Source organism: Thiomonas intermedia (assembly GCF_002028405.1).
GTDB classification, from domain to species: domain Bacteria; phylum Pseudomonadota; class Gammaproteobacteria; order Burkholderiales; family Burkholderiaceae_C; genus Thiomonas; species Thiomonas intermedia.
Genome location: NZ_CP020046.1, coordinates 2,547,780 through 2,564,963, shown reverse-complemented (window position 1 = coordinate 2,564,963; position 17,184 = coordinate 2,547,780). Strand labels below are relative to the sequence as shown.

Genomic DNA, 17,184 nt, shown 5'->3' with positions numbered 1-17,184 from the left:
CGTGTGTGCCATCGGCGGGAACGGCCCGAGGCCGAGGCACAATGAGGCCTTCTCGCGTTTTCCGACCGCACCCATGCTTCACGCCACCGCCCTGTCCGCCCTGCTCTGCTGGCTGGGCTGTGCCGTCCTCATCGTGCTGGGACGGCGCAGGCACTTCGGTCTGGACGAGACCCAGGGCATACAGAAGTGGCACAAGCACCCGACCCCTCGCACCGGCGGTTTTGCCATGGCGCTGGGCATGGCAGGCGGCATGATGTGGCTCATGCACCTCAACTATGTCAGTGCGCCTTACACCGCTCGTCTGGCCGTCGCCATCGCGCCGGTGTTGCTCGCCGGCATGGTGGAAGATCTGCGCCGCCATGTGCCGCCAGTCTGGCGGGCGCTGGCCACGGTTCTCGCCGCGGGCCTGTCGGTCGGGCTGCTTGGCGCCACCGTCACCCGACTGGGGCTTTGGCCGGTGGATGCATGGCTGCTGGCCTGGCCGGTGCTGGGCTGGCTCATCGCGCTCGTAGCCCTCAGTGCCCTGCCCCATGCGGTCAACATGATCGATGGCTACAACGGACTGGCCGGCATGGTGAGTTTCATGATCTTCGGAGCAATCGGCTACGTAGCATTCAAGGTCAGCGACGTCCTGGTGATGGCGCTGAGCCTCGCTGCCATCGGCGCACTGCTGGGCTTTCTGTTCTGGAACTGGCCGCGCGGCCAGATTTTCCTGGGGGATACCGGCGCGTATCTGCTCGGTTTCTGGATGGCGCTGCTCAGCGTGCTGCTGGTGGCCCGCAACCCGGCGGTCTCTGCCTGGTTTGCGCTGATGGTGCTGATGTACCCGGTGTGGGAGTTGCTCTATTCGCTATGGCGTCGCAAGTTCCGCCAACGCGCCGGCACCGCGCCTGACACGCTGCATCTACATCATCTGGTGTACTGGCGGCTGACGAGGTTGGTCGATCAGGACGATCACCCGGACCCCAGGCTGCGCCGCAATGCCGCAACCTCGCCCTACCTCTGGGCCGTCGCCGCTTTCAGCGTGGGCCCGGCCATGTTGTGGTGGGGACAAACCCATGTGCTCATGATCTGCTGCGTGGTGTTTATCACCCTCTACCTGCTGGCCTACCGTCTGCTGGTGCAGCGGCGGATCTAGGGCAGCTCATACCGCACGCCTCGCGGGTGCGGCCTCAGGGTTGCTCAGGCACTGGGCTGCCAATCGAACGACCAGGCGTTCTGCAACATCTTCTCGAGCCAGAAGGCGCCGATCACGGTCTTGACATCGGTGATCTGGCCACTGCGCACCCATGCAAGCGTATCGTGCGGGCTGGCCTCAAAGACGTCGAGCAGTTCGTTGTCGTCGAGCGCCTGAGCACCGGCCACCAGGCCGCGTGCGAACGCCAGGTGTATGGTTTCGTCGGAATAGGAAATCGCGTTGTTGATCGGGCCGATATAGGCCCACTCGCGTGCGCTGTAGCCGGTTTCCTCGCGAAGTTCACGCTGGGCACAGGCCAGCCAGCTTTCTCCGGCGTCGAGCTTGCCCGCGGGAAACTCGACCATCACCCGCTGCATCGGGGTGCGGAACTGCCGCTCCATCAACACATTGCCGTTGTCGAGTAAAGGGATGATCATCACCGCGCCGGAATGGCGGATGTATTCGCGGGTCACCTGCGCGCCGTTGGCCAGACGCACCAGATCACGGGAGATGTTGAGAAAGGTGCCGCGAAACACCATCTCGCTGTCGAGGGTGTGCTCACGCAGGGCGGCGGCCTGCGGCGCGCGTGCGGGATCGCCGCTCATGGGCGACTCGGCGCGGGGTGGCGCTTGACCATATAGCGCAGCACATAGCCCGGAAAGGCCAGCACCAGGAACATGGCCACGGAGACGGCGTAGAACTCCCAATGCTGCGGATAGTTCTGGCCGATTCGCGCCTCGAGCGCGCGACCGATGAATCCGACCACGAAGAACAGGATCAGCAATTCGAGCAGGCGCAGCCAGATCGATTTGGTCGCTTTCTTCAGCGGAAAAACCAGGAAGAACCGATTGGAGACAAACGGGAGATTCGCGGCGACGAACGCCAGGACGATGACCAGCCAGATGGCGGAATTCTGCATGATGAAACCTTTAGTGCAGGCTGTTGGCGATGGCCTGATAACACAAGGTCATCAGACCGCCAGGCACCAACCCGAGAAACAAGACAGCCAGTCCATTGAGCGACAGCAGAGCCCGCGCGCCGCCCACGCCGTTTGCACGCGTGGCCGACAGCGCCGTGGGCGCATCGAAGTACATCACCTTGACCATGCGGATGTAATAGTAGGCGCCAATGACCGAGAGAATGACCGAATACACCACCAGCCAGACGCGCCCGGTATTGAACAGAATGGTGAGCACTTCGAGCTTGGCATAGAAGCCCGCGAACGGCGGTATACCGGCCAGCGAGAAGAGAAGAAACGTCATGACACCCGCCATCCAGGGGTCGGTCTTGGCCAGACCGGCGAAATCGCGGATGTCCTCGGCTTCGAAACCTTCCCGTGAGAGAAGCAGAATCACGCCAAAAGTTCCCAGCGTCGTGAGCACATAGATCACCATGTAGAACAGTGCCCCGCTGTACGCGGTGGAGGCCGACAGGCCATTGCCGTTGAGCATGCCCGACAGCAGCGCCAACAGCACGAAACCGATCTGGGCAATCGTGGAATAGGCCAGCATGCGCTTGAGATTGGTCTGTGCGATGGCCGCCAGATTGCCCAGGCCGATGGACAGCACGGCCAGCACCACCAGCATGCCTTGCCAGTCCATCGCCAGCGGAAACATCCCTTCCACCAACAGGCGGATGGCCATGGCGAAAGCCGCCAGCTTGGGCGCCGCCCCCACCATGAGCACCACGGCGGTCGGCGCGCCCTGATATACATCGGGGATCCACATGTGGAAGGGCACGGCGCCCAGCTTGAACGCCAGTCCCGCCACGATGAACACCACGCCGAGCACGAGCACGGCGCGGTTGATCGGCTCGACGGCAATCATGCGGAAGATCGTGACCAGATCGAGCGACCCCGTTGCGCCATACAGCATCGACATGCCGTAGAGCAGAAAGCCCGAGGCGAGCGCGCCGAGAATGAAATACTTCATCGCGGCTTCCGTGGACACGGCGTGATCGCGACGCAGGGCCACCAGCGCATACAGCGCCAGCGACAGCAACTCCAGGCCCAGATAAATGGTCAGCAGGTTGTTGCCGGAAATCATGATGAACTGCCCCAGCAGCGACAGCAACACCAGACTGAAGAGTTCGCCGCCCCACATGCCGCGATCAAGGGCATAGCGCCTTGAATAGACCAGGGTCACCGCCGTGGCGATGACCGTGAACAGCTTGAGCAGCATCGCCATCGGATCGACGATGAGCGCGCGCGCCATGGCGAAATCCTGCATGCCCGAGGCGTAGTAAAGGCCGCAGAGCACGCCGAGACCGACCAAGCCCAGCAGGGTCAGCCAGTAGCTCACGCGGTGCTGCGCGTCTTTCACAAACAGGTCGACGAGCATGACCACGCAGGCCAGCACGAGGAGAAGAATTTCCGGATAAATGGCGATCCAGTTCATGGCTGTCGTAGTCACTGCAATTTGGAAGACGCCGCAAACTGCAGCAGATGTTGCACCGAGGCCTGCATCGGGTCGGTGAAGAATTTGGGATACACGCCCATCCAGAGCACCGCGCCGACCAGCACGGCCAACATGAAGAACTCGCGCGCGTTGATGTCTTTCAGCGCGGCAACGTGCTCGTTGGCGACGGGGCCGAAATACACCCGTTTGACCATCCACAGCGTGTAGCTCGCCGCCAGAATCAGCGTGGTCGCGGCAAGCAGACCGATCCAGAAGTTGAACTGCACCGCGGCAAGGATGACCATCCACTCACCCACGAAGCCGCTGGTACCGGGCAGGCCCGCATTGGCCATGCCGAACAGCACGGCCAGGGCCGCGAACTTGGGCATGGTGTTGGTCACGCCACCGTAATCGGCAATTTGTCGGGTGTGCATGCGGTCATACAACACGCCGATGGTCAGGAACATGGCCCCTGAGATGAAGCCGTGCGAAATCATCTGCACCAGCCCCCCCTGCACGCCAAGATCGGAGAACAGGAAAAAGCCCAGGGTGACGAAGCCCATGTGCGCGATGGAGGAATAGGCCACCAGCTTTTTCATGTCGGCCTGCACCAGGGCGACAAAGCCGATGTAGATCACGGCGATCAAGGAGAGCGTGATCATGACGGGTGCCAGCGCATGGCTCGCGTCGGGCAGCATCGGCAGGGAGAAGCGGATGAAGCCATAGGCGCCGAGCTTGAGCATGATGGCCGCCAGAATCACCGATCCGCCCGTGGGCGCTTCGACGTGGGCATCCGGCAACCAGGTGTGCACCGGCCACATCGGGATCTTCACCGCGAAGGCGAAGAAGAACGCGATGAAAATGAAAATCTGGGCCGTCATCGACAAGGGGACGTGGTACCAGTTGGCGATGTCGAAACTGCCGCCCGACTGCAGGTACAGGTAGATCAACGCCACCAGCATGAGCAGCGAACCGAGCAGGGTGTAGAGGAAGAACTTGAAGGCGGCGTAGACACGGCGCGGTCCGCCCCAGATGCCGATGATCAGGTACATCGGGATCAGCGTCGCTTCGAAGAACACATAGAACAGCAAGGCATCGGTTGCGGAAAACACCCCGATCATCAGCCCCGACAGGATGAGGAAGGCGCCCAGGTAAAGATTGACCCGATCCTTGATGACTTCCCAGGCGCTGATCACCACGATCACGGTCATCAGCGCGGTCAGCGGCACGAACCACAGCGAGACGCCGTCGATACCCAGGGCGTAGTTGATGTTGAAGGGTCGGATCCAGGGTACGGACTCGACGAACTGCATGCCCGCCTGCGCGCTGTCGAATCCGCTGATCAGCGGCAGCGTGACGAGAAAGGCGATGAGCGAACCGATCAGCGCCAGCCAACGCGCTGCGTTGGCGCGCTGCTCTCCTTGCACGAAGAGCAAGACGACACCGAAGGCGATGGGAATCCAGATGGACAGACTGAGCAGAGGAAGAGATTGCATTCTTGTATCGCGCTTCGCTGTTATCTGATGAACCAGCCGGACAACAGCTTGCCCGGAACAAAATAGCCCATGAACACCACCACGCCGGCAATCATCGCCAGGGCGTAGTAATAGATGTAGCCGGTCTGCAGAAGCCGCACCAGCCGCGCGCTCCAGCCGACCACGCGGGCCGTGCCGTTGACCAGCAGGCCATCGATCAGTCCGACGTCGCCGCCCTTCCACAGACCGGTTCCCAACAGGCGCGCGGCGGCAGACAGCACATGCTCGTTGAACCAGTCGAAGTAGTAGTTGTGATCGAGAAGGGTGTAGATGGGACCGAGAGCGCGCTGCACGGTACGCGGGAAATTCAGGTTCACCATATAGGCGTAGTACGCGGTGGCGAAGCCGGCGATCGCAAGCCACAGCGGCAGGGTGGTAAAGCCATGCAGCGTCATGGCCAAGGCCCCATGGAAATGCTCGGCCAGATCGGTCATGGCCGGGTGCGCGGCGGCGTTGACGTAGATCGCTCCCTGGAAGAAATGACCGAACAGCAGCGGCTGGATGAGGAAGTAACCCGCCACCGCCGAGGGAATGGCCAGCATGATCAGCGGAAACGTCACGACCCACGGCGACTCGTGCGGCTCGCCACCATGGTGGCCATGCGCGTCATGACCATGGCCGTGGTCATGATGCACCTCGCGGAAGCGCTCCTTGCCATGGAACACCAGGAAGTACAGGCGGAAGCTGTAAAGCGCGGTGACGAATACGCTGGCCACCACGGCGAAATAGGCAAACCCCGAGCCCGCAAGGTCGCTGGCATGCACCGCCTCGATGATGCTGTCCTTCGAGTAGAAACCAGCGAAGAACGGCGTGCCGGTCAGCGCGAGGGTGCCGATCAGGAAAGTGATCCAGGTGATCGGCATGTATTTGCGCAGCCCGCCCATGTGACGGATGTCCTGATCGTGGTGCATGCCCAGAATCACCGAACCGGCCCCGAGGAAGAGCAGCGCCTTGAAGAAGGCATGGGTCATCAGATGGAAGATCGCCACGGAATAGGCCGAAGCACCCAGCGCCACGGTCATGTAGCCGAGCTGCGACAAGGTGGAGTAGGCGATGACGCGCTTGATGTCGTTCTGGATGACGCCGAGAAATCCCATGAAGAGCGCCGTGATGGCGCCGATCACCAGAATGAAGGACAGCGCCGTGTTCGACAGCTCGAACAGCGGCGACATGCGCGCCACCATGAAAATGCCGGCGGTCACCATCGTGGCCGCGTGAATGAGGGCGGAAATCGGTGTCGGGCCTTCCATCGAATCGGGCAGCCAGACATGCAGTGGGAATTGCGCGCTCTTGCCCATCGCGCCAATGAACAAGGCAATGCAGGCCACCGTGATCAGCATCCAGTCGGTGCCCGGCAGGTGCAGCAGCGCCAGCTCCGGTCCCTTAGCGAAAATCTCCGTGTAGTTGAGGCTGCCCGTGTAGGCGGCCAGCAGACCGATGCCCAGGATGAAGCCGAAATCGCCCACGCGGTTGACGATGAAGGCCTTCATATTGGCGAACACCGCCGTGGGCTTGGTGAACCAGAAGCCGATCAGCAGATACGACACCAGACCCACGGCCTCCCAGCCGAAGAACAACTGCAGCATGTTGTTGCTCATCACGAGCATCAGCATGGAGAAGGTGAACAGCGAGATGTAGCTGAAGAAGCGCTGATAACCATCATCGTCGGCCATATAGCCGATGGTGTAGATGTGCACCATGAACGACACGAAGGTCACGACCGTCATCATCAGCGCGGACAGGCCGTCGATCATGAAGCCGATTTCCATAGGCAGCTTGCCCACCATCATCCAGTCGTAAATGGTGGCGTTGAAGCGGGCACCGTGGATCACGTCGTTCAGCACCACGAGCGACAGCACGAACGACAGACCGACCGAGAGCGTGGTCAGCCAGTGCGACGCCGAGCGCCCGATCGTGCGCCCGAACAGCCCGACGATGATGGAGGAAACCAGCGGTGCCAGTGCGATGACCAGCAGCAGGGTGGGGTTCAGCGTGGCTTGCATGGACTCAGCCCTTGAGTTGGTCGAGTTCTTCGACGTCGATGGTGTTGAGGTTGCGGAACAGCACGACCAGGATGGCCAGGCCAATGGCCGATTCCGCCGCGGCGACGGTCAGAATGAAGAACACGAACACCTGCCCGGAAAAATCCTGCAGGTAGTGGGAGAACGCGATGAAATTCAGATTCACCGCCAGCAGCATCAATTCGATCGCCATGAGGATGACGATGAGGTTGCGGCGATTGAGAAAAATACCCACCACCGAAATGGCGAACAGGATGGCGCCAAGCACCAGGTAATGCGCCAGGGTCAATGATCCGAGCATGGCTTACTCCTTGGGTTGGGCAGGCATGGAGACCAGGCGCACGCGGTCGGCGCGGCGGGCCTTGAGCTGTTCGGACACCGGCATGTTCCGCGCATCCTTGCGCTTGCGCAGGGTCAGCGCGATGGCGGCAATGATGGCCACCAGCAGGATGACCGCCGCGATCTCCACCGCGAACAGGTATTGCGAATACAGCACCACGCCCAGCGCACGGGTGTTGGACAGATGCGTGAGCGGATTGTCGGCAGACACCGCTGCGCCGACCTGGGCGGCGCGAGTCATGCCGCCGATCTGAAAGCCCTGCATCAGCACCGCCGCCATCTCCAGCACGATGAGCACGCCGACCAGCGCCGCCACCGGAAAGTAACGCCAGAAACCCTTGCGCAGGCTGTCGAGATTGATGTCGAGCATCATCACGACGAAGAGGAACAGCACCATGACCGCCCCCACATAGACCAGGACCAGCACGATGGCGAGGAACTCGGCTCGCAGCAGCAGCCAGATGGCGGACATCTGGAAAAACGCCAGCACCAGATAGAGCGCGGAGTGCACCGGGTTACGCGCCGTGATCACCCGCAGCGCTGCAAACAGCAGCACGGCGGAGAACACGTAGAACAGGAGGGTTTGAACGTCCATGGTCACAGCAGAGGCTTTGCCGCGGCGAAAACCGCAGGCATTGAAACGGTGGGGAAGTCCGCCAGCGGCCCGCCTTCAACAGCGGCGGGCCTGCGGCGATCAGCGGTATGGGGCGTCGGCCTCCTTGGTGGCGGCGATGTCTTTCTCGTAGCGGTCACCCACGGCCAGCAGCATCTCCTTGGTGAAGTAGAGATCACCGCGCTTCTCGCCGTGGTATTCGAAAATGGGCGTCTCGACGATCGAGTCCACCGGGCAACTCTCTTCGCACAGGCCGCAGAAAATGCACTTGGTCAGATCGATGTCGTAGCGGCTGGTACGGCGCGTGCCATCGTCGCGCTGTTCCGACTCGATGGTGATGGCCAGCGCCGGACAGACGGCCTCGCAGAGTTTGCAGGCAATGCAACGCTCCTCTCCGTTGGGGTAGCGGCGAAGCGCATGCAGACCGCGAAATCGCGGCGACAACGGCGTCTTTTCTTCCGGATACTGCACGGTGATCTTGCTCTTGAAGGCGTACTTGCCCGTCAGCGCCAGACCCTTGAAGAGTTCGACCAGGAAAAAACTGTTGAAGGTGTCACGCAAAGCGGCCATGGGTCTGCCTCACTTCCAGATAGTCCAGGGGGTTTGCATCCAGGCGGCCACAACGACAAGCCAGATGAGGGTGACGGGAATGAAGATCTTCCAGCCCAGGCGCATGATCTGGTCGTAGCGATAGCGCGGGAATGTGGCCCGCAGCCAGAGGAACATGCTGACCACGACAAAGGTCTTGATGCCCAGCCAGATCCACCCCGGAATGAAACCCAGGAAGGCCACCGGCGCATCCCAACCGCCCAGGAACATCACCGTGGTGAGGATGGAGATCAGGATCATGTTGGCGTATTCGGCCAGGAAGAACATGGCAAACGCCATGCCCGAATACTCGACCATGTGGCCGGCGACGATTTCCGATTCGCCTTCCACCACATCGAACGGCGCACGATTGGTCTCGGCCACCCCGGCGATGAAATACACCACAAAGATGGGCAGCAGCGGCAGCCAGTTCCAGGAGAGGAAGTTCAGCCCCATGGACGCAAACGTGCCATGGGTCTGCCCCATCACGATTTCGGTCATGTTCAGACTGCCGGACACCATGAGCACGATGACCATGGCGAAACCCATCGCGATCTCGTAGCTCACCATCTGGGCCGAGGCGCGCATGGCGCCCAGGAAGGCGTACTTGGAGTTGGAAGCCCAGCCGGCGATGATCACGCCGTAGACCTCGAGCGAAGTCAGCGCCAGAAGCAGAAGCAGCCCGGCGTTCACATTGGCCAGGGCGACGTCAGGGCCGAACGGGATGACCGCCCAGGCCGCCAAGGCAGGCATGATGGTCATGACCGGCCCCAGCAGGAACAGCCGCTTGTTCGAGCGGAACGGAATGACGATTTCCTTGAGCAGAAGCTTGAGGCCATCGGCCACCGGCTGCAGCAAGCCGAAGGGCCCCACGCGGTTGGGGCCGATGCGGATCTGAATCCAGCCGATCAGCTTGCGCTCCCAGAGCGTGAGATACGCCACGGCCCCCATCAGCGGCGCGACGATGACGACGATCTTGATCAGATTCCAGACGATCGGCCAGACCATCGGCCCGAGCAGGGAAAGTCCGCCTTGGTTGAAGGATTCGAGCATAGTCAGCAGAATGCGTAGGACCGCGCCAGGCGCGCTTCATCCCCCATGGGAGAGGGAAAACTTGGCGAACTTTGTGAAAACCTCGGATGTTTCATCTCAGACCTTTTCGAGGCTTGCGTTGGCGTCGGCAGGAACGGCAGTCGTCGAACCCACTCGCTCGACCTGTACCGCGCCGAACATCGCGCCCAGCGCGGCGGCCTCGGCCCAGGCGGCAGGAATGCTCAACACGGTAGGTGCCAGCGCAGCATCGCGGCGGGCCGGCAACACCACGGCATTCGCTCCCGACTTCACGCGCACCGAATCACCGTTGTGCAAGCCCAGTTGCTCCCAGAGCGCGGCGGACACACCCACCATGCGCGCGTTGCGCGCATCGCGCGTGCGCTGCAAACTGGGGGCGCGACGCACGATCGCGTCGCTCGAATAGAGGGGTACCGGTGCAAAACGCTCGACGGCAGGAGCGGCGCGGCTCGGCCATTGCGCCGGCAGCGCAAGCGGGCTGGACGCCGACAGGCGCGCCCCGATCTGATCGGCGCCGCCCAGGGCGGCAAACGCCTCGGTGCGAATCTCGGCCGTGCTCTGGTAATCGAAGCCTTGCAGTTCGAACAGATTGCCCAGAACACGCAACACCTTCCAGCCCGGACGGGTTTCGCCCAAAGGCTGCGCGACCGGATTGAAACTCTGCAAGCGGCCTTCGGCGCTCACCAGACTGCCCGCCGTTTCGGTGTAGGGCGCAATCGGCAACATGACATGAGCGTAGCCCTCGGCCGCATTCACGAAAGGGCTGAACGACACGATGAACTCGGCCTGCTTCAACGCCCGGACCAGGACCTCGGGGTTCGCGCAGTCTTCTTCGGGCTCCACCCCGAAGAGCATCATGGCACGCGACGGTTGCGCCGCGATCTGCGCCACATCACGGCCTTGTGCCAAGGGTGAAACCCCCAACAAGGCCGCCCCGACCGTGTTGGCTGCCTCCGTCAAGTCGCCGCAGACACCGCCGACTTCGTGGGCGATCCATTGGGCCAGGGCTCGCAATGCGGCGCCCTGGTCGTGTTGCACGGCGGCATCGCCCAGGAACACGGCCTTGCGCTCGGCGCCAAGCAGGCTTCGCGCGATGGCCTGGGCTTGTTCGCTTGGCGACCCGGCGAACTCGATCGCAGCGGGTGGCGTGATGCCCTTGGCCTGGGCCACGGCGCTGGCCACACCAGCCAGTTCGGCGACCCATTGGCTCGGCGCCGCAGCAATGCGTGTGTGCATGGGCATGAGCCAGTCATCATCGGCCGCGTGCAGCGTGGAAATCTGCGCACCCGCCTTGGCGCCGTGGCGCACCCGTGCCGACAGCAGCGGCTGCTCCTTGCGCAAGGTACTGCCGATGAAGAGCGCTGCCTGCAGCTGCCCGATCTCGGCGATCGGCATGCCAAGCCACGGCACACCGGCACCCTGGGCGTCAGCCGAAAAATCGCTCTGGCGCAAGCGGGTGTCCAGGCCTTTGCTGCCCAGCCCGGTGAGCAGTTTTTTCAGGAGATACAGTTCTTCGACCGTGCTGGTCGGCGCGGCAAGTGCGGCCAGGGCATCACCGCCGTGCTGGGCCAGCACCCGGCGCAGACCCTGCACCGTGAATTCAAGCGCCGTTGGCCAATCGACCGACTTCCACTGCCCGTTCTCGCGGATTTGCGGCGAGGTGAGACGCTCGACGCTGTTGAGCCCTTCGTAGGCAAAACGGTCGCGGTCGGACAGCCAGCATTCGTTGACGGCTTCGTTCTCCTGCGGCAGCACGCGCATGACGCGGTCGCCCTTGACCTGCACGATCAGGTTGGCGCCAACGCTGTCATGCGGGCTGATGGAGGCGCGGCGGGACAGCTCCCACGTGCGGGCGCTGTAGCGGAAGGGCTTGCTCGTCAGCGCACCGACGGGGCAAAGATCGATCATGTTGCCGGAGAGTTCCGAGTCGACCGTACTGCCGACGAAGGCCATGATCTCGGAATGTTCGCCGCGATGGGCCATGCCGAGTTCCATGATGCCCGCAACTTCCTGGCCGAAGCGCACACAACGGGTGCACTGGATGCAGCGGCTCATCTCTTCCATGGCGATGAGCGGGCCGACATCCTTGTGGAAGATGACGCGCTTTTCCTCGGCATATCGCGAGGCGGAGCCGCCATAGCCCACGGCGAGATCCTGCAACTGGCATTCGCCGCCCTGATCGCAGATGGGGCAGTCCAGCGGGTGGTTGATGAGCAGAAACTCCATCACCCCTTTCTGGGCCTGAAGGGCTCTGTCGGAATGCGTGCGCACGATCATGCCCTGAGACACCGGCGTGGCACAGGCCGGCAGAGGCTTGGGCGCCTTCTCCACGTCGACCAGGCACATGCGGCAGTTCGCCGCGATGGTCAGCTTGTGGTGGTAGCAAAAATGCGGCACATAGATGCCGAGCCGGGTGGCCGCGTCCATGACCATGGCGCCATCGGGCACCTGGATTTTTTGACCGTCGATTTCGAGTTCAACCATGATGAAAGCGTCCTGAAGGCGTCCGGTGCGGCGGATCAGACAGAGGCCGGCACGAGGCAGGTCTTGTGCGTGATGTGGTGTTCGAACTCATGGCGAAAATGCTTGACGAACGACTTGACCGGCATGGCCGCGGCGTCCCCCAGGGCACAGATGGTGCGACCGGCAATGTTGTCGGATACCGAGTTCAGCAGATCCAGATCTTCCATCCGGCCCTGGCCGTTTTCGATGCGATGGACCATGCGGTACAGCCATCCAGTGCCCTCGCGGCAGGGCGTGCACTGCCCGCACGATTCATGCTGATAGAAGTAGGACAGACGCATCAGCGACTTGACCATGCAGCGCGTGTCGTTCAGCACGATCACGGCCCCCGATCCCAGCATGGAGCCGGCCTTGGCGATGGAGTCGTAGTCCATGGTGCAGTCCATCATGATGTCGGCTGGCAACACCGGCGCGGACGACCCTCCGGGAATCACGGCCTTGAGCGAGCGTCCCTCGCGCATGCCACCGGCGAGTTCGAGCAGGGCGGAGAACGGTGTGCCCATGGGCACTTCATAGTTGCCTGGCAGCGCCACATCGCCCGAAACCGAGTAGATCTTGGTGCCCCCGTTATTGGGCTTGCCTACTTCGAGGTAGGCCTGGCCGCCGTTGCGGATGATCCAGGGCACTGCTGCAAAGGTCTCGGTATTGTTGATCGTCGTGGGCTTGCCATACAGCCCGAAGCTGGCCGGGAAAGGTGGCTTGAAGCGCGGTTGGCCCTTCTTGCCTTCGAGCGATTCGAGCAGCGCGGTTTCTTCGCCGCAGATATAGGCGCCAAAGCCGTGCGAGGCGTGCAGCTGGAAGCTGAAGCTGCTGCCGCAAATATGGTCGCCCAGATACCCGGCATCGCGCGCCTGCCGCAGCGCTTCTTCGAAACGGTCGTAATCCTCGAAAATCTCGCCGTGGATGTAGTTGTAGCCCACGGAGATGCCCATGGCGAAGGCGGCAATGGCCATGCCTTCAATCACGGCGTGCGGGTTGAAGCGCAGGATGTCTCGATCCTTGAACGTGCCCGGCTCGCCCTCGTCGGAATTGCAGACCAGATACTTCTGCCCCGGGAACTGCCGCGGCATGAAACTCCACTTCAGCCCGGTGGGAAACCCCGCCCCGCCGCGCCCGCGCAGCGCCGAAGCCTTCACCTCGGCGATGACCTGCTCGGGCGTCCATCCTTCGGTCAGGATTTTGCGCAGGGCCTGGTAACCATCGCGCTGCAGATAGCCCTCCAGCGCCCAGTTGTCGCCGTTCAGCCCGGCGAGAATTTGCGGCTGCAGATGGCGGCCGTGGAAGCAGGTCTCCAGACCCGTGCTTTGTCCGAAGGGGCGATTCATTGGGTGCCTCCCTTGGCCGCCTCGGCGCGCAACTCGTCCACCAGGGCGTCCAGACGCTCGGCGCGCATGAAGCTGCACAGGCGGCGATCATTGACCAGCAGCGCAGGAGCGTCACCACAGGCTCCCAGACATTCCGACTCCTGCAGGGTGAACACGCCGTCCGGCGTGGTCTCGCCCAGCGCGACGCCCAGTTTCTCGCTCAGGTACTGCGCCGCGGTGCCGCCGCCACTCAGGGCGCAGGGCAGATTGGTGCAGACATTGAGCTTGAAACGTCCGACCGGGCGGGTGTTGAACATGTTGTAGAAGGTCACCACCTCGTGCACCGCGATCGGCGGCATACCCAGGTGGTCTGCGACGGCTTGTTGCGCCTCGGGCGACACCCAGCCCTGCTCCTGCTGAACGATGGACAGCGCCGCGATGACGGCAGACTGCTTCTGCTCGGGCGGGTATTTGGCGACCTCCTGGTCGATACGCTGACGCGCGGATTCGGACAGCATCATGCTTTGCATTTCACGAGTGACAGGCGAGCGATCCATCAGCGGTCGATCTCCCCGAAAACGATGTCGAGCGTGCCAATGATGGCCACGACGTCGGCAATCATGTGGCCGCGAGACATTTCGTCAAGCGCGGCCAGGTGGGCGAAGCCGGGTGCGCGGATCTTCAGGCGATAGGGCTTGTTGGCCCCGTCGGACACCAGATAGATGCCGAACTCGCCCTTGGGATGCTCGACGGCGGCATAAGCCTGACCTTCGGGCACGCGCATGCCTTCGCTGAACAGCTTGAAATGATGGATCAGCGCTTCCATGCTGGTCTTCATCTCCTCGCGGCCCGGCGCGGCAACCTTGTGGTTGTCGGTGATCACAGGCCCCGGGTTGGATCGCAGCCAGTCCACGCACTGTTTGATGATGCGGTTGGACTGACGCATTTCTTCCATGCGTACCAGATAGCGGTCGTAGCAGTCGCCGTTCTTGCCAACCGGAATATCGAAGTCGAGGCGGTCGTAGACGTCATACGGCTGGGTCTTGCGCAGATCCCACACCACGCCGGAACCGCGCAACATTGGCCCGGTCATGCCCAGATTCAGCGCGCGCTCGGGCGTGACCACGCCGATGCCCACCGTGCGCTGCTTCCAGATCCGGTTGTCGGTCAGCAGCGTTTCGTATTCATCGACATAGGCTGGGAACCGCTTCGTGAAATCGTCGATGAAGTCCAGCAGCGAGCCCTGGCGCCCTGCATTGCGGGCTTCGACCGCGCGGGCATTGCGAATCTTGGATTCGCCGTACTGCGCCATGCTCTCGGGCAGATCGCGGTACACACCGCCGGGCCGGAAGTACGCAGCGTGCATGCGCGCGCCCGAAACCGCTTCGTACATATCGAAGAGATCTTCGCGTTCGCGGAAGGCGTAAAGGAAGATGGTCATCGCGCCGCAATCCAGACCGTGCGCGCCCAGCCACATGAGGTGGTTGAGCAGACGCGTGATCTCCGCAAACATCACACGGATGTACTGCGCACGAACCGGCACGTCGACGCCCAGCAGCTTCTCGATGGCCAGGCAATAGGCATGCTCGTTGCACATCATCGACACGTAGTCGAGACGGTCCATGTAGGGCAATGCCTGGATATAGGTCTTGTGCTCGGCCAGCTTTTCGGTGGCGCGGTGCAGCAGCCCGATGTGCGGATCGGCACGCTGCACCACCTCGCCGTCGAGTTCGAGCACCAGGCGCAGCACGCCGTGGGCCGCAGGATGCTGCGGGCCGAAGTTGAGGGTGTAGTTCTTGATGTCGGCCATCTCAATGCCCCTGGCCGCTGCGCGCGGCAGCCGCGTCGAAACGCCCCAGGCCACCATATCCCGACTCGCGAATGATGCGAGGTGTGATCTCGCGTGGCTCGATGGTGACGGGCTGATAGATCACGCGCTTGCTGTCGGGGTCGTAACGCATTTCGACCGTACCCGAGAGCGGAAAATCCTTGCGGAAGGGGTGTCCGATGAAGCCATAGTCCGTCAGGATGCGGCGCAAATCAGGGTGGCCCTCGAAGATGATGCCGTACAGATCGAAGGCCTCGCGCTCGAACCAGTTGGCCGCATTCCAAAGATCGTTGATGGAATCCACCACCGGCAGGTCGTCATCGGCGCAGCGCACGCGCAGACGCAGGCGCCAGTTGTGGCGCAGCGACAGCAAGTGCACGACCACCATGAACCGCCCCGACTCATCACGCACCGCATTGCCATACTGCGCGTAATCAACGCCACACAGATCGATCAACTGCTCGAAATGCAGCTCGGCTGCATCGCGCAGCGCAAGACACACGTCACGGTAATGGGTCGGCGCGACATCCAGGGTCAGTTCGCCTACGCTGGCCTGCAAGGCCACGATGCGCTCCCCCAGAGTGGCACGCAATGCGCTGTCGAGTTGTTCGAGCTTGCTGGTCATGGCGTCGATAGTGCGAAGTTGGTGAAGGCCGATCAGCGCGCGATCGTTTCGGTTCTGCGGATCTTGTTCTGCAACTGGATCAGCCCGTAGAGCAGCGCCTCGGCGGTCGGCGGGCAGCCCGGCACGTAGACGTCCACCGGCACGATGCGATCGCAGCCGCGCACCACCGAATAGGAATAGTGGTAATAGCCGCCCCCGTTGGCGCACGACCCCATGGAGAGCACCCAGCGGGGCTCGGCCATCTGGTCGTAGACCTTGCGCAAGGCCGGCGCCATTTTGTTGCAGAGCGTACCGGCCACGATCATCAGATCGGACTGGCGCGGACTCGGGCGAAACACGATGCCGAATCGATCGAGGTCATAACGAGCCGCCCCGGCGTGCATCATCTCCACCGCGCAACAGGCCAGACCAAAGGTCATGGGCCAGAGCGAACCCGTGCGCGTCCAGTTAATTAGCTTGTCCGCGGACGTCGTGATGAAGCCCTCTTGCAATACGCCTTCAATACTCATGATGCATCCCTCCTCATCGATTCAGATCAGCGCTGCAGGGCAAACCCGGCGCACGAGTTCATGCCGCAAGGGCTCATTCCCAATCGAGGGCCCCCTTTTTCCACTCGTAGATGAAGCCGATCGTGAGGATGGCGAGGAAAATCATCATCGCCCAGAAGCCAATCTGGCCAATGTCCTTCAGGGCCACGGCCCACGGAAACAGGAAGGCGATTTCGAGGTCGAAAAGAATGAACAGGATGGCCACAAGGTAGTAGCGCACATCGAATTTCATCCGGGCGTCTTCGAAGGCCTCGAAGCCGCATTCATAGGGGGAGTTTTTCTCGGCGTCAGGGCGACGCGGAGCCATCAGATAACCGAGCAGTTGGGGCGCCACACCAACACCAACGCCCACCAGGATGAACAACAACACCGGCAGATACTGCTCAAGGTTCATCGCACTCCATCTCCTGTTGTTGTCTGGGTCGGGCTGGAGCCCTGCCCTTCGATCTTTTGGTGCCGACGGCGAGACTCGAACTCGCACAGCTTTCGCCACTACCCCCTCAAGATAGCGTGTCTACCAATTCCACCACGTCGGCTCAAAAACCGGATACCGCCCGAACACACAACCGCTTGACCTACGCGGCGAAGGCAGCCCAGCGCAACAAACTTCATCAAA

The 17,184-nt window shown here is 62.2% G+C and carries 17 protein-coding genes and 1 tRNA gene; 1 reads left to right on the top strand and 17 read right to left on the bottom strand.

The genetic code is table 11. The features are described 5' to 3' along the window. Positions 1–73 precede the first annotated feature (73 nt). On the top strand, positions 74–1,138 hold the full coding sequence (locus BVH73_RS12055; RefSeq protein ID WP_079420578.1) for a glycosyltransferase family 4 protein: 1,065 nt from the start codon (positions 74–76) through the stop codon (positions 1,136–1,138). Between the two features lie 44 nt (positions 1,139–1,182). Here the strand turns inward: BVH73_RS12055 and BVH73_RS12050 are convergent, their stop codons facing one another. From BVH73_RS12050 to BVH73_RS11970, 17 genes are all read right to left on the bottom strand, one after another. After that, positions 1,183–1,782 (bottom strand): NUDIX domain-containing protein, encoded by a 600-nt coding sequence (locus BVH73_RS12050; protein ID WP_079418994.1) that lies wholly within the window; start codon positions 1,780–1,782, stop codon positions 1,183–1,185. Further along, positions 1,779–2,096, bottom strand: a complete 318-nt coding sequence (locus BVH73_RS12045) for a DUF2818 family protein (RefSeq protein WP_079418992.1) — start codon at positions 2,094–2,096, stop codon at positions 1,779–1,781. The genes BVH73_RS12050 and BVH73_RS12045 overlap by 4 nt, the downstream gene beginning before the upstream one ends. A 10-nt stretch (positions 2,097–2,106) precedes the next feature. Then, complete coding sequence (nuoN, locus tag BVH73_RS12040; RefSeq protein WP_079418990.1) at positions 2,107–3,573, bottom strand: NADH-quinone oxidoreductase subunit NuoN; 1,467 nt, start codon at positions 3,571–3,573, stop codon at positions 2,107–2,109. An 11-nt stretch (positions 3,574–3,584) separates the two neighbouring features. Further along, complete coding sequence (locus BVH73_RS12035) at positions 3,585–5,069, bottom strand: NADH-quinone oxidoreductase subunit M (protein ID WP_079418988.1); 1,485 nt, start codon at positions 5,067–5,069, stop codon at positions 3,585–3,587. A 20-nt stretch (positions 5,070–5,089) separates the two neighbouring features. Next, entirely contained in the window at positions 5,090–7,111 is a 2,022-nt protein-coding gene (gene nuoL / locus BVH73_RS12030) for an NADH-quinone oxidoreductase subunit L (protein ID WP_079418986.1), read from the bottom strand. Between the two features lie 4 nt (positions 7,112–7,115). Then, a complete protein-coding gene (gene nuoK / locus BVH73_RS12025) occupies positions 7,116–7,430 on the bottom strand; it encodes an NADH-quinone oxidoreductase subunit NuoK (protein WP_055450845.1) in 315 nt (104 codons plus the stop codon). 3 nt (positions 7,431–7,433) lie between these two features. After that, complete coding sequence (locus tag BVH73_RS12020; protein WP_079418984.1) at positions 7,434–8,063, bottom strand: NADH-quinone oxidoreductase subunit J; 630 nt, start codon at positions 8,061–8,063, stop codon at positions 7,434–7,436. 99 nt (positions 8,064–8,162) lie between these two features. Continuing rightward, positions 8,163–8,651 (bottom strand): NADH-quinone oxidoreductase subunit NuoI, encoded by a 489-nt coding sequence (gene nuoI, locus BVH73_RS12015; protein ID WP_079418982.1) that lies wholly within the window; start codon positions 8,649–8,651, stop codon positions 8,163–8,165. A gap of 9 nt (positions 8,652–8,660) precedes the next feature. After that, positions 8,661–9,722: an NADH-quinone oxidoreductase subunit NuoH gene (nuoH, locus tag BVH73_RS12010; protein WP_079418979.1), complete on the bottom strand. Its 1,062-nt coding sequence runs from the start codon at positions 9,720–9,722 to the stop codon at positions 8,661–8,663. Positions 9,723–9,818: 96 nt separating this feature from the next. Further along, positions 9,819–12,224: an NADH-quinone oxidoreductase subunit NuoG gene (gene nuoG, locus BVH73_RS12005; RefSeq protein WP_079418977.1), complete on the bottom strand. Its 2,406-nt coding sequence runs from the start codon at positions 12,222–12,224 to the stop codon at positions 9,819–9,821. A 35-nt stretch (positions 12,225–12,259) separates the two neighbouring features. Next, entirely contained in the window at positions 12,260–13,588 is a 1,329-nt protein-coding gene (gene nuoF, locus BVH73_RS12000) for an NADH-quinone oxidoreductase subunit NuoF (RefSeq protein ID WP_079418974.1), read from the bottom strand. Then, positions 13,585–14,085, bottom strand: a complete 501-nt coding sequence (nuoE, locus tag BVH73_RS11995; RefSeq protein WP_079420576.1) for an NADH-quinone oxidoreductase subunit NuoE — start codon at positions 14,083–14,085, stop codon at positions 13,585–13,587. The genes nuoF and nuoE overlap by 4 nt, the downstream gene beginning before the upstream one ends. Before the next feature lie 38 nt (positions 14,086–14,123). Further along, positions 14,124–15,377 (bottom strand): NADH-quinone oxidoreductase subunit D, encoded by a 1,254-nt coding sequence (locus BVH73_RS11990; protein WP_079420574.1) that lies wholly within the window; start codon positions 15,375–15,377, stop codon positions 14,124–14,126. 1 nt (position 15,378) lies between these two features. Beyond that, a complete protein-coding gene (locus BVH73_RS11985; RefSeq protein ID WP_079418972.1) occupies positions 15,379–16,020 on the bottom strand; it encodes an NADH-quinone oxidoreductase subunit C in 642 nt (213 codons plus the stop codon). A 32-nt stretch (positions 16,021–16,052) separates the two neighbouring features. Next, the gene (locus BVH73_RS11980) at positions 16,053–16,529 is read right to left on the bottom strand and encodes a NuoB/complex I 20 kDa subunit family protein (protein WP_013106540.1); all 477 of its coding nucleotides are present in this window, start codon (positions 16,527–16,529) and stop codon (positions 16,053–16,055) included. A 73-nt stretch (positions 16,530–16,602) separates the two neighbouring features. Continuing rightward, positions 16,603–16,962, bottom strand: coding sequence for an NADH-quinone oxidoreductase subunit A (locus BVH73_RS11975; RefSeq protein WP_079418970.1), 360 nt, complete (start codon positions 16,960–16,962; stop codon positions 16,603–16,605). A 57-nt stretch (positions 16,963–17,019) separates the two neighbouring features. Next, a tRNA-Leu gene (locus BVH73_RS11970) sits at positions 17,020–17,104 on the bottom strand. Positions 17,105–17,184: the final 80 nt, after the last annotated feature.

Excerpts from the sequence above, each read along its gene's own strand:
- BVH73_RS12055 (WP_079420578.1), top strand. The coding sequence starts at position 74 with ATGCTTCACGCCACCGCCCTGTCCGCCCTGCTCTGCTGGCTGGGCTGT.
- BVH73_RS12050 (WP_079418994.1), bottom strand. The coding sequence starts at position 1,782 with ATGAGCGGCGATCCCGCACGCGCGCCGCAGGCCGCCGCCCTGCGTGAG.
- BVH73_RS12045 (WP_079418992.1), bottom strand. The coding sequence starts at position 2,096 with ATGCAGAATTCCGCCATCTGGCTGGTCATCGTCCTGGCGTTCGTCGCC.
- nuoN (WP_079418990.1), bottom strand. The coding sequence starts at position 3,573 with ATGAACTGGATCGCCATTTATCCGGAAATTCTTCTCCTCGTGCTGGCC.
- BVH73_RS12035 (WP_079418988.1), bottom strand. The coding sequence starts at position 5,069 with ATGCAATCTCTTCCTCTGCTCAGTCTGTCCATCTGGATTCCCATCGCC.
- nuoL (WP_079418986.1), bottom strand. The coding sequence starts at position 7,111 with ATGCAAGCCACGCTGAACCCCACCCTGCTGCTGGTCATCGCACTGGCA.
- nuoK (WP_055450845.1), bottom strand. The coding sequence starts at position 7,430 with ATGCTCGGATCATTGACCCTGGCGCATTACCTGGTGCTTGGCGCCATC.
- BVH73_RS12020 (WP_079418984.1), bottom strand. The coding sequence starts at position 8,063 with ATGGACGTTCAAACCCTCCTGTTCTACGTGTTCTCCGCCGTGCTGCTG.
- nuoI (WP_079418982.1), bottom strand. The coding sequence starts at position 8,651 with ATGGCCGCTTTGCGTGACACCTTCAACAGTTTTTTCCTGGTCGAACTC.
- nuoH (WP_079418979.1), bottom strand. The coding sequence starts at position 9,722 with ATGCTCGAATCCTTCAACCAAGGCGGACTTTCCCTGCTCGGGCCGATG.
- nuoG (WP_079418977.1), bottom strand. The coding sequence starts at position 12,224 with ATGGTTGAACTCGAAATCGACGGTCAAAAAATCCAGGTGCCCGATGGC.
- nuoF (WP_079418974.1), bottom strand. The coding sequence starts at position 13,588 with ATGAATCGCCCCTTCGGACAAAGCACGGGTCTGGAGACCTGCTTCCAC.
- nuoE (WP_079420576.1), bottom strand. The coding sequence starts at position 14,085 with ATGCTGTCCGAATCCGCGCGTCAGCGTATCGACCAGGAGGTCGCCAAA.
- BVH73_RS11990 (WP_079420574.1), bottom strand. The coding sequence starts at position 15,377 with ATGGCCGACATCAAGAACTACACCCTCAACTTCGGCCCGCAGCATCCT.
- BVH73_RS11985 (WP_079418972.1), bottom strand. The coding sequence starts at position 16,020 with ATGACCAGCAAGCTCGAACAACTCGACAGCGCATTGCGTGCCACTCTG.
- BVH73_RS11980 (WP_013106540.1), bottom strand. The coding sequence starts at position 16,529 with ATGAGTATTGAAGGCGTATTGCAAGAGGGCTTCATCACGACGTCCGCG.
- BVH73_RS11975 (WP_079418970.1), bottom strand. The coding sequence starts at position 16,962 with ATGAACCTTGAGCAGTATCTGCCGGTGTTGTTGTTCATCCTGGTGGGC.